Annotated in this window: 14 protein-coding genes and 2 tRNA genes; 11 read left to right on the top strand and 5 right to left on the bottom strand. The window is 61.3% G+C overall.

Annotation, left to right across the window (positions count from 1 at the left end; genetic code table 11):
- The first annotated feature begins 3 nt into the window (after positions 1–3).
- The 11 genes from secG (at position 4) to LOY22_RS22955 (ending at position 10162) form a co-directional block, all read left to right on the top strand.
- A complete protein-coding gene (gene secG, locus LOY22_RS23005; protein ID WP_258594966.1) occupies positions 4–390 on the top strand; it encodes a preprotein translocase subunit SecG in 387 nt (128 codons plus the stop codon).
- Positions 391–409: 19 nt separating this feature from the next.
- Positions 410–495 (top strand) — tRNA-Leu (locus tag LOY22_RS23000).
- 97 nt (positions 496–592) lie between these two features.
- Positions 593–669, top strand: a tRNA-Met gene (locus LOY22_RS22995).
- A 129-nt stretch (positions 670–798) separates the two neighbouring features.
- Entirely contained in the window at positions 799–1257 is a 459-nt protein-coding gene (gene rimP, locus LOY22_RS22990) for a ribosome maturation factor RimP (protein WP_045200046.1), read from the top strand.
- 59 nt (positions 1258–1316) lie between these two features.
- Positions 1317–2798 carry a transcription termination factor NusA gene (nusA, locus tag LOY22_RS22985; RefSeq protein WP_010222981.1) on the top strand — a complete coding sequence of 494 codons (1482 nt, stop codon included), beginning with the start codon at positions 1317–1319 and terminating at the stop codon, positions 2796–2798.
- Positions 2799–2825: 27 nt separating this feature from the next.
- Entirely contained in the window at positions 2826–5330 is a 2505-nt protein-coding gene (gene infB / locus LOY22_RS22980) for a translation initiation factor IF-2 (RefSeq protein WP_045199720.1), read from the top strand.
- A gap of 121 nt (positions 5331–5451) precedes the next feature.
- Positions 5452–5853, top strand: coding sequence for a 30S ribosome-binding factor RbfA (gene rbfA / locus LOY22_RS22975; RefSeq protein ID WP_045199718.1), 402 nt, complete (start codon positions 5452–5454; stop codon positions 5851–5853).
- Between the two features lie 3 nt (positions 5854–5856).
- Positions 5857–6774, top strand: coding sequence for a tRNA pseudouridine(55) synthase TruB (truB, locus tag LOY22_RS22970; RefSeq protein ID WP_093379306.1), 918 nt, complete (start codon positions 5857–5859; stop codon positions 6772–6774).
- A gap of 153 nt (positions 6775–6927) precedes the next feature.
- Positions 6928–7197 carry a 30S ribosomal protein S15 gene (gene rpsO / locus LOY22_RS22965; RefSeq protein WP_010222985.1) on the top strand — a complete coding sequence of 90 codons (270 nt, stop codon included), beginning with the start codon at positions 6928–6930 and terminating at the stop codon, positions 7195–7197.
- A 250-nt stretch (positions 7198–7447) separates the two neighbouring features.
- Entirely contained in the window at positions 7448–9553 is a 2106-nt protein-coding gene (gene pnp, locus LOY22_RS22960) for a polyribonucleotide nucleotidyltransferase (protein ID WP_093379310.1), read from the top strand.
- Between the two features lie 258 nt (positions 9554–9811).
- Positions 9812–10162 carry a BON domain-containing protein gene (locus LOY22_RS22955; protein WP_093379313.1) on the top strand — a complete coding sequence of 117 codons (351 nt, stop codon included), beginning with the start codon at positions 9812–9814 and terminating at the stop codon, positions 10160–10162.
- 126 nt (positions 10163–10288) lie between these two features.
- Here LOY22_RS22955 and LOY22_RS22950 read toward each other — a convergent pair whose 3' ends face one another.
- From LOY22_RS22950 to acs, 5 genes are all read right to left on the bottom strand, one after another.
- The gene (locus tag LOY22_RS22950; protein WP_258594962.1) at positions 10289–13225 is read right to left on the bottom strand and encodes a DUF748 domain-containing protein; all 2937 of its coding nucleotides are present in this window, start codon (positions 13223–13225) and stop codon (positions 10289–10291) included.
- A gap of 91 nt (positions 13226–13316) precedes the next feature.
- Positions 13317–14333: a class I SAM-dependent rRNA methyltransferase gene (locus tag LOY22_RS22945; RefSeq protein WP_045199711.1), complete on the bottom strand. Its 1017-nt coding sequence runs from the start codon at positions 14331–14333 to the stop codon at positions 13317–13319.
- A gap of 79 nt (positions 14334–14412) precedes the next feature.
- Entirely contained in the window at positions 14413–15591 is a 1179-nt protein-coding gene (locus LOY22_RS22940; protein ID WP_093379319.1) for an acetyl-CoA C-acetyltransferase, read from the bottom strand.
- A gap of 112 nt (positions 15592–15703) precedes the next feature.
- On the bottom strand, positions 15704–16573 hold the full coding sequence (locus tag LOY22_RS22935) for an oxygenase MpaB family protein (RefSeq protein ID WP_258594960.1): 870 nt from the start codon (positions 16571–16573) through the stop codon (positions 15704–15706).
- A 39-nt stretch (positions 16574–16612) separates the two neighbouring features.
- Positions 16613–18547 (bottom strand): acetate--CoA ligase, encoded by a 1935-nt coding sequence (acs, locus tag LOY22_RS22930; protein WP_093379323.1) that lies wholly within the window; start codon positions 18545–18547, stop codon positions 16613–16615.
- Positions 18548–18599: the final 52 nt, after the last annotated feature.

The following is an 18599-nucleotide window of genomic DNA, read 5'->3' as shown; positions in this document are numbered from 1 at the left end:
AAAATGCTGGAAACAGTGATCGTTGTTTTGCATCTGTTGGGCGCGCTGGGTTTGGTAGTGCTGGTGTTGCTGCAACAGGGTAAAGGTGCGGAAGCGGGTGCATCTTTCGGCGCAGGTGCTTCAAATACTGTGTTCGGAAGCCAAGGTTCTGCTACCTTTCTGAGTAAGTTTACTGCTATACTAGCTGCCTCTTTCTTCTTAACTGCTCTTGGGTTAGGATACTTTGCTAAGGAGAAAGCTCACGAGCTGACTCAAGTAGGGTTGCCAGATCCAGCGGTCTTGGAAGTGAAGCAGCAAAAGCCGGCAACAGATGATGTACCGGTGCTCCAGGAGCAGAAGAACGAAGCCACTAACACTGGCGATGTTCCTCCCGCTCAAGAGCAGAAGTAACGGGTTTCAAAGTAGTATTGCCGAGGTGGTGGAATTGGTAGACACGCAACCTTGAGGTGGTTGTGCCCATAGGGTGTAGGGGTTCGAGTCCCCTTCTCGGTACCAATTGAAACAAGACAGCCCGCTACAGCGGGCTTTCTTGTAGGTGGAGGTTAGATTGACCCTGTCGGGGTTCGGTCGTATACTTTCGCCCCAGCTTTGTCGCGGGGTGGAGCAGTCTGGTAGCTCGTCGGGCTCATAACCCGAAGGTCGTTGGTTCAAATCCAGCCCCCGCAACCAGTTTCAGCGGAGCCCCTTTTGCAGGGGCTTTTTCTTGGCTGAACAGTCATAACGCCGGTATTCAACGGCGTATCAGGGATGGGCGCTTTGCCCATTTTTTATTTGCATAGCATGCACGAGGGGGTTCAGGTGTCGAGCAAGCTAGAACAGTTGCAGGCCTTGTTGGCCCCGGTGGTCGAGGCTCTTGGCTATCAATGCTGGGGGATCGAATTCATCTCTCAAGGCAAACATTCGGTACTGCGTATCTATATCGATAAAGAGGATGGAATCCTGGTTGATGACTGCGCGATTGTCAGTCGTCAAATCAGCGGTGTTCTCGATGTCGAAGATCCGATCAGTTCCGAGTACACCCTTGAAGTGTCCTCTCCTGGCATGGAACGCCCACTGTTCACCTTGGAACAGTTCGCTTCGCATGCCGGTGAACAAGTGAAGATCAAGCTGCGTACGCCCTTTGAAGGTCGTCGTAACTTTCAGGGCCTTCTCCGTGGCGTGGAGGAGCAGGATGTTGTGGTCCAGGTGGATAACAACGAATTCCTGTTGCCGATCGACTCGATCGACAAGGCCAACATTATTCCCAGTTTTGACTGAGACGTGCCGGATCCCGCGGACCGCGCGGATCCAATGGCTTGCGAAAGGCGAGGCGTACGATGAGCAAAGAAGTACTGCTGGTTGTTGAGTCGGTATCCAACGAAAAGGGCGTACCGGCCGGCGTAATTTTTGAAGCGCTGGAAGTGGCCCTGGCCACTGCAACCAAAAAACGTTTTGACGACGAAGTCGACCTGCGTGTGGAAATCAACCGCCACACCGGTAGCTACGAAACCTTCCGTCGCTGGACTGTCGTCGAAGAAAAGGATCTGGACGATCCGGCGATCGAAGTGTGGCCAGCGAAGATTCAGGACACCCATCCTGAAGCCAAGGTCGGTGACGTGATCGAAGAGAAGATCGAGTCGATCGAGTTCGGCCGCATTGCCGCCCAGACCGCCAAGCAAGTCATCGTCCAGAAGGTCCGTGAAGCCGAGCGCGCTCAAGTGGTAGATGCCTACCGCGAGCGTCTGGGCGAGATCATCTCCGGCACCGTCAAGAAGGTCACCCGTGACAACGTCATCGTTGACCTGGGCAACAACGCCGAAGCGTTGCTGGCCCGTGAAGACATCATCTCCCGCGAGACTTTCCGTGTCGGTGTGCGCCTGCGTGCACTGCTCAAGGAAATCCGCACCGAGAACCGCGGCCCGCAGTTGATCCTGTCGCGTACCGCGCCACAGATGCTGATCGAACTGTTCCGCATCGAAGTGCCGGAAATCGCCGAGGGCCTGATCGAAGTCATGGCCGCGTCCCGTGATCCGGGTTCGCGCGCCAAGATCGCCGTGCGCTCCAAGGACAAACGCATCGACCCGCAAGGTGCCTGTATCGGCATGCGCGGTTCGCGTGTCCAGGCGGTGTCCGGTGAACTGGGTGGCGAGCGTGTGGACATCGTCCTCTGGGACGACAACCCTGCACAGTTCGTCATCAACGCCATGTCGCCGGCTGAAGTCGCGGCGATCATCGTCGATGAAGACGCCCACGCCATGGACATCGCCGTGGGTGCCGACAACCTGGCCCAGGCGATTGGCCGTGGTGGCCAGAACGTGCGCCTGGCCAGTCAGTTGACCGGCTGGACCCTGAACGTGATGACCGAATCGGACATCCAGGCCAAGCAGCAAGCTGAAACCGGTGACATCCTGCGCAACTTCATCGACGAGCTGGAAGTCGACGAAGAGCTGGCACAGGTGCTGGTCGATGAAGGCTTCACCAGCCTGGAAGAGATTGCCTACGTACCGCTGGAAGAAATGCTCAACATCGACGGCTTTGACGAAGACATCGTCAACGAGCTTCGTGCTCGCGCCAAGGATCGCCTGTTGACCAAAGCCATCGCTACTGAGGAAAAGCTGGCAGACGCCCATCCGGCCGAAGACCTGCTCTCGCTTGAGGGTATGGACAAGGATTTGGCGATGGAACTGGCGGTGCGCGGCGTAGTTACCCGCGAAGACCTGGCCGAGCAGTCGATTGATGACCTGCTCGACATCGACGGCATCGACCAAGAGCGTGCCGGCAAGTTGATCATGGCCGCCCGAGCCCACTGGTTCGAGTAATTAGGCGCGGCCTGAGGAGAGAAGTGCATGACGCAAGTCACGGTGAAAGAATTGGCCCAAGAGGTCGCTGCACCGGTAGAGCGCCTGCTGCAGCAGATGCGTGAGGCAGGTCTGCCGCACACCGACGCCGGTCAGGTAGTGACCGACAATGAGAAGCAGGCATTGCTGGCTCATTTGAAGAGCAGCCACAAGGCAAAAGTGGAAGAGCCGCGCAAGATCACCTTGCAGCGCAAAACCACCAGCACCCTGCGTGTCGCCGGTAGCAAGAGCATCAGCGTAGAAGTACGCAAGAAGAAAGTATTCGTTCAGCGCAGCCCGGAAGAAATCCAGGCCGAGCAGAAGCGCGAGCTGGAAGAGCGCCGTGCAGCGGAAAACGCTGCCCGCGAAAAGGCTGATGCCGAAGCACGTCAGCGTGCCGAGGAAGAGTCCCGTCGCCAGCCAGCCGCTGCCAACGCCGCACCGGCTGCTGCCGCTGCGCCGGCTCCAGCGCCTGTAATCGAAGCCGCAGCCGCCGATGCTCCGGCACCGGTTGCCGAGCGCAAGAAAGACGACGTGCGTCGCAGCGACAAGTCGCGTGACGACGAGCGTCGTGGCGGCGAGCGCCGTAACGAAGCGCCGCGTGTTTCGGTCAAGGTCAAGGAAAAGGAAAAGGCGCCTACCCCGCGTGCCGCTCCGCGTACCACCGACGAAGAAAGCGATGGCTTCCGTCGTGGTGGCCGTGGCAAGGGCAAGCCGAAGAAGCGCAACGCCCACGGTTTCCAGAACCCGACCGGTCCGGTTATCCGCGACGTGCAGATCGGCGAGACCATCACGGTTTCCGACCTGGCCAACCAGATGTCCGTCAAGGGCGCTGAAGTGGTCAAGTTCATGTTCAAACTGGGCACTCCGGTGACCATCAACCAGGTGCTCGACCAGGAGACAGCTCAGCTGATCGCCGAAGAGCTGGGCCACAAGGTCACCCTGGTCAGCGACACCGCCCTGGAAGATTCCCTGGCCGAGTCGTTGAAGTTCGAAGGCGAGACCTTCTCCCGTGCACCAGTCGTGACCGTAATGGGCCACGTTGACCACGGTAAGACCTCGCTGCTCGACTACATCCGTCGTGCCAAGGTTGCTGCTGGCGAAGCCGGTGGTATTACCCAGCACATCGGTGCGTACCACGTGGAAACCGACCGCGGCATGGTCACCTTCCTCGACACCCCTGGCCACGCCGCGTTTACCGCCATGCGTGCCCGTGGTGCCAAGGCGACCGACATCGTGATCCTGGTGGTTGCGGCGGACGACGGCGTGATGCCGCAAACCCGCGAAGCGGTCCAGCACGCCAAGGCTGCCGGTGTTCCGCTGGTGGTTGCGGTGAACAAGATCGACAAGCCAGGTGCCGACCTCGATCGCATCCGTAACGAACTGGCCGTCGAAGGCGTCACTTCCGAGGACTGGGGTGGAGATACCCCGTTCGTCAAGGTGTCGGCGAAGATGGGTACCGGTGTCGACGAACTGCTCGAAGCGGTCCTGCTGCAAGCCGAGATCCTCGAACTCAAGGCCACTCCATCGGCCCCGGGTCGTGGTGTGGTAGTTGAATCGCGTCTGGACAAGGGCCGTGGCCCGGTGGCTACCGTACTGGTTCAGGACGGTACCCTGCGTCAGGGCGACATGGTCCTGTGCGGTTCGAACTACGGTCGCGTACGGGCCATGCTCGACGAGAACGGCAAGCCTGTTAAGGAAGCCGGCCCGTCGATCCCGGTCGAGATCCTCGGCCTGGATGGCACTCCGGACGCCGGTGACGAGCTGTCGGTAGTGGCTGACGAGAAGAAAGCCCGTGAAGTTGCCCTGTTCCGTCAAGGCAAGTTCCGCGAGGTCAAACTGGCTCGCGCTCACGCTGGCAAACTCGAGAACATCTTCGAGAACATGGGCCAGGAAGAGAAGAAGACCCTCAACATCGTGCTCAAGTCCGATGTTCGTGGTTCTCTCGAGGCCCTGCAGGGCTCCCTGAGCGGCCTGGGCAACGACGAAGTACAGGTTCGCGTGATTGGCGGCGGTGTCGGTGGTATCACCGAGAGCGATGCCAACCTGGCCCTGGCGTCCAATGCAGTACTGTTCGGCTTCAACGTGCGTGCCGATGCCGGCGCGCGCAAGATCGTCGAGCAGGAAGGTCTGGATATGCGTTACTACAACGTGATCTACGACATCATTGAAGACGTCAAGAAAGCCCTGACCGGCATGCTCGGCAGCGATGTTCGCGAGAACATCCTGGGTATCGCCGAAGTGCGTGACGTGTTCCGTTCGCCGAAGTTCGGCGCCATCGCCGGCTGCATGGTCGTCGAGGGTGTGGTCTACCGCAACCGTCCGATCCGCGTATTGCGCGAGGACGTGGTGATCTTCGAAGGCGAGCTGGAATCGCTGCGTCGCTTCAAGGACGATGCGTCCGAAGTACGTGCCGGCATGGAATGCGGTATCGGCGTCAAGAGCTACAACGACGTCAAGGTCGGCGACAAGATCGAAGTCTTCGAGAAAGTCCAAGTGGCTCGTACGCTCTAAGCCGCGAGCATGGGAACCGCCAATCGCCCGCCCCAGGGCGCCGCTTGGCGGCTCTGAACGCAACGCCCGGTCCGGCTCTAGCCTGGCCGGGCGTTTGCCGCTTTAGTTACAGGTAGCAAAAATGGCAAAAGAATATAGCCGTACCCAACGCATCGGCGATCAGATCCAGCGCGAGCTGGCCCAGTTGATCCGTCGTGAAGTCAAGGACCCGCGCGTCGGCGTGGTCACCATTACCGCTGTGGATGTCAGCCGCGATGTCGGCCATGCCAAGGTGTTCATCACCTCGATGGGCCAGGAAGGCGCGGAAGACATCAAGCAGACCCTCAAGGTGCTCAACGGCGCGGCCAGTTTCCTGCGCGTGCACCTGGGCAAGGAAATGCAACTGCGCAGTGTGCCGCAACTGCATTTCCACTATGACGAAAGCATCAGTCGCGGTGCCCACCTGTCGGCCCTGATCGAGCGCGCCGTCGCCGAAGACAAGCTGCACCAGGCTGCCGACACGCCCCTGGACACCAAGGAGTAAGCGGTGGCTCAGGTCAAGCGTATCCGTCGTAACGTCAGCGGCATCATCCTGCTCGACAAGCCGTTGGGGTTCACCTCCAACGCTGCCCTGCAGAAGGTCCGCTGGCTGCTCAATGCCGAAAAGGCCGGGCACACCGGCAGCCTCGATCCACTGGCCAGCGGCGTGCTGCCGCTGTGCTTCGGTGAGGCGACCAAGTTCTCGCAATACCTGCTCGATTCCGACAAGGGCTACGAGACGGTCATGCAACTGGGTCAGACCACCACCACGGGCGACGCCGAAGGTGAAGTGCTGAAAACCCGTGAGGTGACCGTTGGTCGCGCCGATATCGAAGCGGTTTTGCCACAATTTCGTGGTCAAATCAGTCAGATACCGCCGATGTACTCGGCCCTCAAGCGTGACGGCCAGCCGCTGTACAAGCTTGCCCGTGCAGGTGAAGTAGTGGAGCGCGAGGCGCGTTCTGTTACTATTAACCGCTTGGAATTGCTCGAGTGCGAAGGCACCCGTGTCCGGTTGTCGGTCGGCTGCAGCAAAGGCACCTACATCCGCACCCTGGTCGAGGACATCGGCGAGGTGCTCGGTTGCGGAGCCTATGTCGCTGAACTGCGTCGTACGCACGCCGGTCCTTTCGAGCTGGCCCAGACCGTGACCCTCGAAGAACTCGAAGCGGTCCACGCCGAAGGTGGCAACGAAGCGGTCGATCGTTTCCTGATGCCATCGGACAGCGGTCTGCTGGACTGGCCACTGTTGCAGTTCTCCGAGCACAGTGCGTTCTACTGGCTCAATGGTCAGCCGGTCAGAGCCCCCGACGCGCCGAAGTTCGGCATGGTCCGGGTACAGGATCACAACGGTCGCTTCATCGGCATCGGTGAAGTGAGCGAAGACGGGCGCATCGCGCCGCGTCGCTTGATTCGGTCAGAATGATCGAAACCTTCAGTGTCAGGCCCAGGCCTGGCACTGGTGGTAAAGAGGATGGCTGTTAATAGGCACGGTCACGCCTCACTTTATGAATACAGGGAGCAGTCCCTGGCCTATTGGAAGCCGTTTGTTCGGTTTCCCTTGATTTGGAGAAGCCAGATGGCACTCAGCGTTGAAGAAAAAGCAAAGATCGTTGGCGAATACCAGCAAGCCGCCGGTGACACCGGTAGCCCGGAAGTACAGGTTGCTCTGCTGACCGCCAACATCAACAAGCTGCAAGGCCACTTCAAGGCCAACGGCAAAGACCACCACTCCCGTCGTGGTCTGATCCGCATGGTTAACCAGCGTCGCAAGCTGCTGGACTACCTGAAAGGCAAGGACACCACCCGTTACAGCGCCCTGATCGGTCGTCTGGGTCTGCGTCGCTAATAGCGGCCTGGCCAGTGGTGTGCACGGCGTGCTGCAGTCACCGCACGGAGCCTTTGGCCCCCGTGTCGGTGAGCACGCCTTGCCTATCTATGAGGTTGGCTGTCTGTCTCGCCTGAGCGGTTTACCGCGAGGGCAGGGCAGGCTCCCAACCTCTAGTTTTATCTGGACTGCCAACAGGGCCGATTCCCTGTTCTGCCCAAGAATTCGCAAGAACCCGTTCCCCCAGAGCCACTGAAAAAGGTAGGAAACCGTGAACCCGGTAATCAAGAAATTCCAGTTCGGTCAATCGACCGTTACCCTCGAGACGGGCCGTATTGCTCGTCAAGCGTCCGGCGCCGTATTGGTCACCGTCGACAACGATGTCACCGTACTGGTGACCGTGGTCGGTGCCAAACAGGCCGATCCAGGCAAAGGCTTCTTCCCCCTGTCCGTTCACTATCAGGAAAAGACCTACGCCGCCGGCAAGATCCCTGGTGGTTTCTTCAAGCGTGAAGGCCGTCCTTCCGAGAAAGAGACCCTGACCTCGCGTCTGATCGACCGTCCGATCCGTCCGCTGTTCCCGGAAGGCTTCATGAACGAAGTGCAGGTTGTCTGCACCGTCGTTTCCACCAGCAAGAAGACCGATCCGGACATCGCTGCGATGATCGGTACCTCGGCTGCCCTGGCCATCTCCGGCATTCCGTTCGAAGGCCCGATCGGCGCCGCTCGCGTTGCTTTCCACGAAAGCACCGGCTACCTGCTGAACCCGACCTACGAGCAACTGGCTGCCTCGAGCCTGGACATGGTCGTTGCCGGTACCTCCGACGCCGTACTGATGGTTGAATCGGAAGCCAAAGAGCTGACCGAAGACCAGATGCTGGGCGCCGTACTGTTCGCCCACGACGAATTCCAGGCTGTGATCCAGGCTGTCAAAGAGCTGGCCGCCGAAGCTGCCAAGCCGACCTGGGACTGGACTGCCAAGGCCGAGAACACCCCTCTGCTGAGCGCCATCCGTGGCGAATTCGGTGCTGCGGTTTCCGACGCCTACACCATCACCGTCAAGGCTGACCGTTACGCTCGCCTGGGCGAACTGCGCGAGCAAGTGATCGCCCAGTTCTCCGGTGAAGAAGGCCAACCTTCGGCTTCCGAAGTCAAAGAAATCTTCGGCGAAATCGAATACCGCACCGTTCGCGAAAACATCGTCAACGGCAAGCCACGTATCGACGGCCGCGACACCAAGACCGTACGTCCGCTGAACATCGAAGTCGGCGTACTGCCAAAGACCCACGGTTCGGCGCTGTTCACCCGTGGCGAAACCCAGGCCCTGGTCGTTGCGACCCTGGGTACTGCCCGTGACGCCCAGCTGCTGGATACCCTCGAAGGCGAGAAGAAAGACCCCTTCATGCTGCACTACAACTTCCCGCCGTTCTCGGTCGGCGAGTGTGGTCGCATGGGCGGTGCTGGCCGTCGCGAAATCGGTCACGGCCGTCTGGCCCGCCGTTCGGTCCAGGCCATGCTGCCTGCTGCCGACGTGTTCCCGTACACCATCCGCGTTGTTTCGGAAATCACCGAATCCAACGGTTCCAGCTCGATGGCTTCGGTCTGTGGTGCATCCCTGGCACTGATGGACGCTGGTGTGCCGATGAAGGCGCCGGTTGCCGGTATCGCCATGGGCCTGGTTAAAGAAGGCGAGAAATTCGCCATTCTGACCGACATCCTCGGTGACGAAGACCACCTGGGCGACATGGACTTCAAGGTAGCCGGTACCGCCAAAGGTGTTACCGCGCTGCAGATGGACATCAAGATCAACGGCATCACCGAAGAGATCATGGAAATCGCCCTGGGCCAGGCCCTGGAAGCGCGCCTGAACATCCTCGGCCAGATGAACCAGATCATTGGTCAGTCCCGTAGCGAACTGTCGGAAAACGCTCCGACCATGATCGCCATGAAGATCGACACCGACAAGATCCGTGACGTCATCGGTAAAGGCGGCGCGACCATCCGTGCCATCTGCGAAGAAACCAAGGCTTCGATCGACATCGAAGACGACGGTTCGATCAAGATCTTCGGTGAGACCAAAGACGCCGCTGAAGCTGCTCGCCAGCGCGTTCTGAGCATCACTGCCGAGGCCGAGATCGGCAAGATCTACGTCGGTAAGGTTGAGCGCATCGTCGACTTCGGTGCCTTCGTCAACATCCTGCCTGGCAAGGACGGTCTGGTTCACATCTCGATGCTGAGCGATGCTCGCGTCGAGAAAGTGACCGACATCCTCAAAGAAGGCCAGGAAGTTGAAGTACTGGTACTGGACGTGGACAACCGCGGCCGTATCAAGCTGTCGATCAAGGACGTTGCCGCTGCCAAGGCATCGGGCGTCTAAGACCGCCGCTTAAGAAAAAGGACCCCTCGGGGTCCTTTTTTTATGCCTGCAGAAATTGTCTTGCGGACTTGCATCTTGCATGCAGGATTTTGCCACTGCTTGCAAAATGCACGATCCAGGTTTTTGCTTGATTAGATAAGCTACTATTTTATAAGGAGAAAATTATTCACAAAAGCTGGCACAGGCCCTGCAATAGTATTCATACCCCTGCTGCCAGGACTTACGGCGCAGACTTTTCGAAAAACAGGAGTGTCTCGTATGAAGAAGTTCGCTATTGCTGCCGCTACTGCCACCGCCCTGACCCTGACCCTGGCTAACGCGGCGTTTGCCCAACAGCCTTCCCAGGCTCCGCTGACCGTTGCTGCTGGTGAAGTTACCAAAGCAAAAGAAGCGACCTCCGACACCTGGATCACCACCAAGGTCAAAGCTGACCTGATGACCGAGAAAGGCATTCCGGGTAGCGACATCAAGGTCGAAACCAACAAAGGCGTGGTCTCCCTGTCTTCCGAGGTTGCCGTGACCGATTCGCAGAAAGACATGGCGGTCGCTATCGCCAAAAAAATCAAAGGCGTTCAAGCCGTCTCGGCTGATGGCCTGAAAAGCAACTAAGGCGTTTGTCCCGACTCGCTGACCCTTACAGGTTCATGCGAAAGACCAAAAGGACTTGGTCACTCAAAGCCCCGGCACTGGTTGCCGGGGCTTCTTTTTTGGGGAAAGGAGGGGAAGAAGAGGTGGTTATTCCGCGTCCAGATGCAGCGGCGAGATCACTCGGCCATCCGCCTCGGCCTGGCCCAGGCTGGCATCGACGAAGTACACCCGGTCATCCGCCAGCTGGCCTTTATCTACCAGGTAGTCCTTGATACTGCTGGCCCGGGCCTGACCCAACTGACGCAGCAGCAGGGCGCTTTCGCCCCAGGACTTGAGCACGGCATCGCGCAACTGGGTGGTGCGCTGTTCGCGATCGAGTTGTTCCCACTCCGCTGGAGGCTGTTTCTTCATGCGGGTACGGTAGATGCCTTCAAGCATCGCCGGCTTGTCGCCATCCGGCACCTTCAGCTCGGAGGCCTGGGCTGGCACCTTGTCGCCGCGGCGCTGGAGGATCTTGTAGTAGGTACTCTGGTACTCACGCTCCAGGCGCTGCTGGGCAATCAACGGTCCGTCGCTGCTCTGGGCGCTGGTGCCTTCGATCTCCAGGCGCAAGGCAGGGCGCTCTTTGAGCGCCGTCGCCAGCTTGTCCAGGGCGCTTTGCGCATCCGGGCCCAGGTCGCTGGAGCCAGCGGCAAAGGCGACGTTGCCCAGGTCCTGGGAATCGCCGCCGCTGACCAGCCCGCCGATGAACTTGAAGGGCGCCTGGGCCGCGCGCAGCACCAGGTTGCGCAGGGTCTGCCAGACAATCGGCATTACGCTGAACTGCGGGTCATTGAGGTCGCCAGTCACCGGTAGCTCGATGGAGATCTTGCCGTCGGTGTCCTTGAGCAAGGCCACTGCCAGGCGAATCGGCAGGTCCACCGCATCCGGGCTGTCGACCTTCTCACCCAGCTGCAGTTGCTCGACCACTACCTTGTTCTCGGCCTTGAGCTTGCCTTGGGTGATCACGTAGTGCAGGTCGATGTTCAGCCGGCCCTTACGAATGCGAAAGCCGGCGAACTTGCCCGAGTAAGGCGTCAGGGTGGTCAGCTCGACGCGTTTGAAGCTGGTGGCGATGTCCAGGGCGGCCATCGGGTCGAAGGGGTTCAGCGAGCCTTTGATGGTCACCGGTGCATAGCGATCGACCTTGCCCTTGATATCGACCTTGGCAGGTTTCGGCTGACGGTTGTCGATGGTGCCGATCTGGCCGTTGAGCTGCTGGATGGCGGTGGCGAAGTTCGGGGTCAGGCTGAAGTCGGCAAAGTTGGCCGAACCGTCATTGATATCGATTTCACCGATACGGATGCCCAGTGGTTTTTCCGCAGGCGCCTTGGCTTTGGCCGGCGCCTTGGACTGCGCGGTAGCCGGTTGCGGGATCAGCAGGTCATCGACGTTGGTGGTGCGGTCTTCGTTGATCATGAAGCGCGCGTAGGGCTGCTTGAGGGTCACTTTGCCGATGCTCAGGGCGTCACCGTGGCGGTACGACAGACCGTCGAGGTTCAGTTGCTGCCATTTGACGAAGTCGCGATCCTTGATGGTGTCCAGGGTGTGCAGCTGGTTGACCTGGGCCTTGCCGTCAATGCTGAAGGCCAGCGGCTCGGTGCTCTTGAGGTCGACGTTGAGGTCGCTGCCGAGCATGCCGCTGCGCAGTTCCAGGCGGATGTACGGGCTGATGTAGGCCTGGGCGACACGCAGGTCGATGTCCTGGGTGTTGACCTTGAGCTTGGCGCTCACCGGCGCCAGGTTGACCTCACCGGCCGCCTGCAGCTTGCCTTGCTTGCCGACACCGGTGTCGAGCTTGAGGGTGAAGGGCGACTGGTTGAGGCTGTCGAAATTCTGCAGGTCGAGGTTCAGCGGGCCAACCTCGAGGGCGACCGGTTGTTTCTGCGAGCGGTCGGCCAGGTGTACCTGGTAATTGCGCAGTTGCACGTCCTTGAGCAGCACTTGCCATGGCTTGCTCGGTGCCTCGGCGGCGGCCTTTTCCTTGGCATCCGGCTCGGCGGCGGCAGGTTCGGCTTTCTCTTTGGCCGTGGCTTTGGCCGGCTGGCTGGCGAACAGCTTCTGCCAGTCGAGCTGGCCATCGGACTCTACTGCCGCCCAGGTTTCGAGCTTTTCGCTGCGGATCTTGCCAACGGTGACCCGCTGCTTGGCCAGGTCAATCGAGGTTTCGCTGACATCCAGGCGCGCCAGGCGTGCCAGCGGGCGGCCATCCGGTGCCTTGATGGCAAAGGGTGCGATGCTCACCGAGGTGTTGTCCAGCAGCAGCTCGGTTTCCTTGGACAGGTTCAGCTTGTAGTGGGTATCGAGGCTGACCACGCCTTCTTCCAGCACCAGCGGCACGGCATCGCGCACATAAGGCCAGAAAGCTTTCATTTTGCCGTCGGTGACCTTCAGGGTGCCTTCGGAGGCGATCGGTACCAGGCTGAAGTTGCCGGCCCAGTCGATGCGCCCGCCCGCCGGACCATTGGCCACCAGGGTCATTTCGGTACTGTCTTCGGGCAGGGTGCTGAGGTTCTTCAGTTCCAGGTTCATCGAGTCGTAGAGAAACTCGATCGGCTCGCTCGGGCGCAGGTCCTGGAAATGCAGGTAGCCTTCGCTGAGCTTGATACTGCCGATGCGCAGCGGGAACGGATCGCCGGCGGGTTCTTGCGGCTTGGGCTCGCTCGGCGGCAGCTTGAACAGTTGCGTCAGGTTGAGGCTGCCGTCCTTGGCGAACAGCAGCTCGGTACGCGCCTTGTCCAGCTCGACACTGTCCAGGTGCAGGGCACCGCTCCACAGGCTGTTGATTTGCAGGTTGGCGTACAGGCGTTCGAAGCCGACCTGCTCTTTGCCCGGCTCGCCGATCTGCAGGCCCCAGAGGGTCAGTTCGAGGCTGAACGGGTTGAGCTCGATCCGCTGCAGGTGCGCCGGCACCGTGGCGTAACTGGCCAGTTGCTGGTTGGCGATACGCAGGGCAACCCCTGGGAGAATCAGAAAGCCTAGCAGGCTGTACAAGGCCACTGCGGCCAGCATGGCGCCGAGGGCGCGTTTCAATCCTTTGGGCATGTGTGGCGTCGTCTGTCTCGAACGGGAGTGCTTGGAGTATGGCACGTAAAAACGGTTCCGAAGCTACTCCGAAAATTAACGAAATTTTGTTTCAGAGCTGAAGAATCAAGGTCTTCAGTGGCGGCTGGCCATCCTGCGACGGAAAGTCGCCGGCAGGTTTGAGCACTTGCCAGTCGCGTACCGGGCGCCCGGCTTTCTCGGCGCAGCGCAGCACTTGCTCGCGCCAGTCGTCGAGACTGACCTTGGCCAGGTTGTTACAGCAAATCAGTACACCGTCGTCGGCGGTGCTCAACAGGGCCGGCTTGAGCAGGCTCTGGTAGTCGCGCAGCAGGTCGACGGTGCCGAAGGCGCTCTTGGCCCAGGCCGGCGGGTCGAGGAACACCAGGTCGAACTGGCGCTGCTCCAGGCGCGGATACGGCGGCAGCTTGTGGCCGCGACGCTGGCTGACCGGCAAGCCGGCGAACTGGCGGATCGCCGGAAAGTAATCGGACTGGATAAAGCTCATCGGCAACAGTTGCGGGTTGAGTGCGCCGTTCTCCTTGCCGACCGCCAGGTTGCCTTCGGCGAAGTCCAGGTTGCACACCTCGCGCGCGCCGCCCGCTGCGGCGCTGAGGCCGACGCCGCAGGTATAGGCAAAGAGGTTGAGCACGCTTTTGCCGGCACTGTGCTGCTTGACCCAGCCACGGGCATTGCGCAGGTCGAGGAACAGTAGCGGATCCTGCCCGGCATGGCGGCCACGTACCCGGTAGTTCAGGCCCCATTCGTGACCGACATGATCGGCCAGCGCGGCCTCGCTCGCCTGATACACCGGGTCGCGACGATCGATGCGGCTGTTGCCCTGGGAGCGGTCGTTGTAGACCAACAGCAGTTCCAGGCCCAGGTGCGCTTGCACCGCCGCGTGCAGCTCCAGCAAGGCGCCGGTCTCAAGGCTTTGGTGGAAGCTTTGCACCAGCAACTGCGGGCCATAGCGGTCGATGGTCAGGCCGCTGGCGCCTTCCTGGCTGCCATGGAACAGGCGATAGCAGTCGGTGCCCTGGGCATGCAGTTCGGCGAGAAGGCCCTGGCGGGCGTCGAGGGCGGCGCGCAGCGCCTGATTCAAGAGGGACATGCACGTGGCCTTGGTTTGCGGACGTGCAGTTTATCAGTTCAGGCCAGGGGAGGGGCCGTTGCAGCCCCTCCCGCAGTGATCAGCGCTCGATCGCCAGGGCCACGCCCTGACCACCGCCGATGCACAGGGTCGCCAGGCCTTTGCTGACGTCACGCTTGATCATTTCGTGCAGCAAAGTTACCAGCACCCGGCAACCCGAGGCGCCAATCGGGTGCCCCAGGGCAATCGCGCCGCCATTGACGTTGACCTTGCTGGCGTCCCAGCCCAGCTCCTTGCCCACCGACAGGGCCTGGGCGGCAAAGGCTTCGTTGGCCTCGATCAGATCGAGGTCGCTCAACTGCCAGCCGGCCTTGTCCAGGCAGCGGCGGGTGGCGCTGACCGGGCCGATGCCCATGATCGCCGGATCAACCCCGGCGTTGGCGTAGGCCTTGATCCGCGCCAGGATCGGCAGGCCCAGCTGTTGCGCCTTGGCCGCACTCATCAGCAGTACCGCTGCCGCACCGTCGTTGAGCGACGAGGCGTTACCGGCTGTTACCGTGCCGTCTTTCTTGAACGCCGGCTTGAGCTTGCCCAGCGACTCGGCGGTAGTGCCGGCGCGGGGTTGCTCGTCGGTGGCGAAGGCTACCGGCTCGCCCTTGCGCTGCGGAATCAGGATCGGGGTGATTTCGTCGACGAAGCGCCGGGCTTCGATGGCTGCGGCGGCTTTCTGCTGCGAGGCGGCGGCGAAGGCGTCCTGTTCTTCCCGGCTGATGCCGTATTTTTCCACCAGGTTCTCGGCGGTGATGCCCATGTGGTAGTCGTTGAACGCATCCCACAGGCCGTCGCTGATCATGCTGTCGATCAGTGTGCTGTGGCCCATGCGTAGGCCGGTACGGGCACCCGGCATGACGTAGTTGGCCAGGCTCATGTTTTCCTGGCCGCCGGCGATGATCACCTCGGCATCGCCGCAGCGAATTGCCTGGGTCGCCAGGTGCAGGGCCTTGAGGCCCGAGCCGCAGACCTTGTTCAGGGTCATGGCCGGTACCGCGTGGGGCAGGCCGGCCTTGATCGCGGCCTGACGCGCCGGGTTCTGCCCGGCACCGGCGGTCAGTACCTGGCCGAGGATGACTTCATCGACCAGTTCGGCATCGATGCCGGTCTGGGTCAGCAACTGGCGGATCACCGCAGCGCCGAGGTCGACGGCAGGAATGTTGGCCAGCGCCCCCTGGTAGCTCCCGACAGCAGTACGGGTGGCGGCAACGATTACGACATCTTGCATGGCGCGGGTCCTCACTCTTATTGGATTTGGCGTCAGAACGGTTCAGGCCCCAGGGCCTGGATAGACCGGCATGGTGGCATAGATGAGCGGGCGAGGGCTATTGGCGTACCGCTCAGGCGATTCCCATACGTCGCCGGGCGCGATGGGCCGAGCCGTCGCGCATGGCCCAGTGCAGCACCGGAGCAGTGCTGTGGATGCCCAGGCGAATCAATCGGCGTTGCAGCGGGTTCTGGCCCAGCTCGAGCATCGCGCTGGCCCATTCCGGCAGCAGGTCGATACCGGCGCGCAGCATCAAGGCGCCGACCGGTTGCGCCAAGCGGCTGGGCGCCGGCGCGTCGAGCAGCACCTGCACCACTTCATGGCTGCGCGCGTCGCACAGCAGTTGCGGGCGCATGGCCTGCAGGTAGTCGGCAATTTGCTGGCGTGAGCGCGGCACGTTGCGTGCGCCCAGGCGCTCGGCGATCAGGGCGATCTCGGCGTAGTAGGCGTCCTGTTCGGTGACCGGCATCTGCGGGTTGCGGTAGCGCATGTGGGCGGCAAGAAAGCTGCTGACCTCGGCCACATGCACCCAGGTCAGCAGGTCCGGGTCGCTGGCGGCATAGGGCCGGCCATCGGCAGCGCTGCCGACCACCTGCAGGTGAATGGTGCGCACTTTTTCGATCAGCCAGTTGGCATCCCGGCTCGAACCAAAGGTGGTGCCGGAGATGAACTGGCTGGTGCGGCGCAAGCGGCCGAGCAGGTCCTGGCGAAAGTTGGAATGATCCCATACGCCAGCCAGCGCCAGCGGGTGCAGCAACTGCAGGAGCAGGGCACTGATGCCGCCGATCAGCATGCTCGGGAAGTCGCCGTGCACACGCCAGCTGAGGCTGTCCGGGCCGAACAGGCCGGGGTCGCCCTTGGGGTTTTCCAGGTCGAGCTGACCCAGGGACAAGCCGGTCAGGCTCATTACCTGGGTTTCGATACGGCGGCGAATCGCTTCCATGGTTACCTTGTGTTCAAGGCAGCCGATCAGCGCTGCCGCTTAAGTGTTCAGGCGTTTGTCGATCAGGCCCTGGACCACGCTCGGGTCGGCCAGGGTCGAGGTATCGCCGAGGCTGTCGAGCTCGTTGCAGGCGATCTTGCGCAGGATACGCCGCATGATCTTGCCCGAACGGGTCTTGGGCAGTGCCGGCGCCCACTGGATCAGCTCGGGTTTGGCGAAGCTGCCAATCTCTTTGCTGACCAGGGCCAGCAGCTGCTGCTTGAGGCTGTCGTCCGGGGTCACACCGTTCATGGGCGTGACAAAGGCATAGATGCCTTGGCCCTTGAGATCGTGAGGGTACCCGACAACGGCCGCTTCGGCGATGCTGTCGTGCAGTACCAGAGCGCTTTCCACCTCGGCGGTGCCGATCCGGTGCCCGGAGACGTTGATCACGTCATCGATGCGCCCGGTTATCCACAGGTCGCCGTCTGCGTCGCGGCGCGCACCGTCGCCGGTGAAGTAATAGCCCGGCAGCGGCTTGAAGTAGGTATCGATCATCCGCTGGGGATCGCCGTACACGCCGCGGATCTGCCCAGGCCAGCTGGCCTTGATCGCCAGCATGCCGCTGCCGGGGCCTTCGATCAGCTTGCCTTTTTCGTCCAGCAACACCGGTTGCACGCCGAACAGCGGCTGGGTGGCGCACCCGGGCTTGATTCGCCGGGTGCCCACCAGCGGGCTGATCATGATGCCGCCGGTTTCGGTCTGCCACCAGGTGTCGACGATCGGGCAGCGCTTTTCGCCTACGGCCTCGAAGTACCATTCCCAGGCTTCCGGGTTGATTGGCTCTCCGACGCTGCCGAGCAGGCGCAGGCTCTTGCGCGAGGTGCCCGCCAACGGGCCCTGGCCTTCGCGCATCAGCGCGCGCAGGGCGGTGGGCGCGGTGTAGAAGATATTGACCTGGTGCTTGTCGACCACCTGCCAGAAGCGCGAGGCATCGGGGTAGTTGGGCACGCCTTCGAACATCAGGGTAATTGCACCGTTGGCCAGCGGCCCGTAGACGATATAGCTGTGGCCGGTCACCCAGCCGACATCGGCGGTGCACCAGAACACCTCGCCCTCGCGGTAATCGAACACGGTCTTGAAGGTCAGCGCTGCCTGCAGCAGGTAGCCGGCGGTGGTGTGCAGTACGCCCTTGGGTTTGCCGGTGCTGCCGGAGGTATAGAGGATGAACAGCGGGTCTTCGGCGTCCATCGGCTCGGGTGGGCAGTTATCGCTGACCTGCTTGATCGCTTCGTGGTACCAGAGATCGCGGCCTTCGCTCCAGTCGATCTTGCCGCCAGTACGCTTGATCACCACCACCGTACTGACATCCGGGCAACTGAGCAGGGCCTTGTCGACGTTGTGCTTCAGCGCCACGCTCTTGCCGCCGCGCACGCCTTCATCGGCGGTGATCAGCGTGCGACAGTCGGCGTCGAGAATCCGGTCACGCAGGGCATCCGGCGAAAAGCCACCGAACACCACCGAGTGAATGGCGCCAATACGGCTGCAGGCGAGCATGGCGTAGGCCGCCTCCGGGACCATGGGCATGTAGATGCACACCCGGTCGCCTTTTTTCACCCCGCGCTGCTTGAGTACGTTGGCCAGGCGGCAGACCTGCTGGTGCAGTTCGCGGTAGGTGATGACGCTGGAGTCGGCAGGGTTGTCGCCTTCGCGAATGATCGCCGGTCGATCGCCCCGGGTGGCCAGGTGACGATCGATGCAGTTGTAGCTGACATTGAGTTGCGCGCCCTTGAACCAGGCGGCCTGGCCGGTCTTCATGTCGCTCTGCTGGACCTGGCTCCAGGGCTTGATCCAGTCCAGGGCCTTGGCCTGTTCGCACCAGAAGGTATCCGGGTCGTCGATGGACTGGCGGTACAGGCGCTGGTAGTCGGCCTGGCTCAGTTGCGCCGCTCTGCTGACGGCATCGGCTTGGGGAAAGTCGCTGATATCGAACATGGCGGGGTCCTGTTCTGACGGATTGTTTTTGTCAGGACAGTGTAGCCGCTGC

The sequence above is a fragment of the Pseudomonas sp. B21-035 genome, assembly GCF_024748945.1.
GTDB lineage: Bacteria > Pseudomonadota > Gammaproteobacteria > Pseudomonadales > Pseudomonadaceae > Aquipseudomonas.
This window is presented reverse-complemented; position numbering and strand designations above follow the sequence as displayed.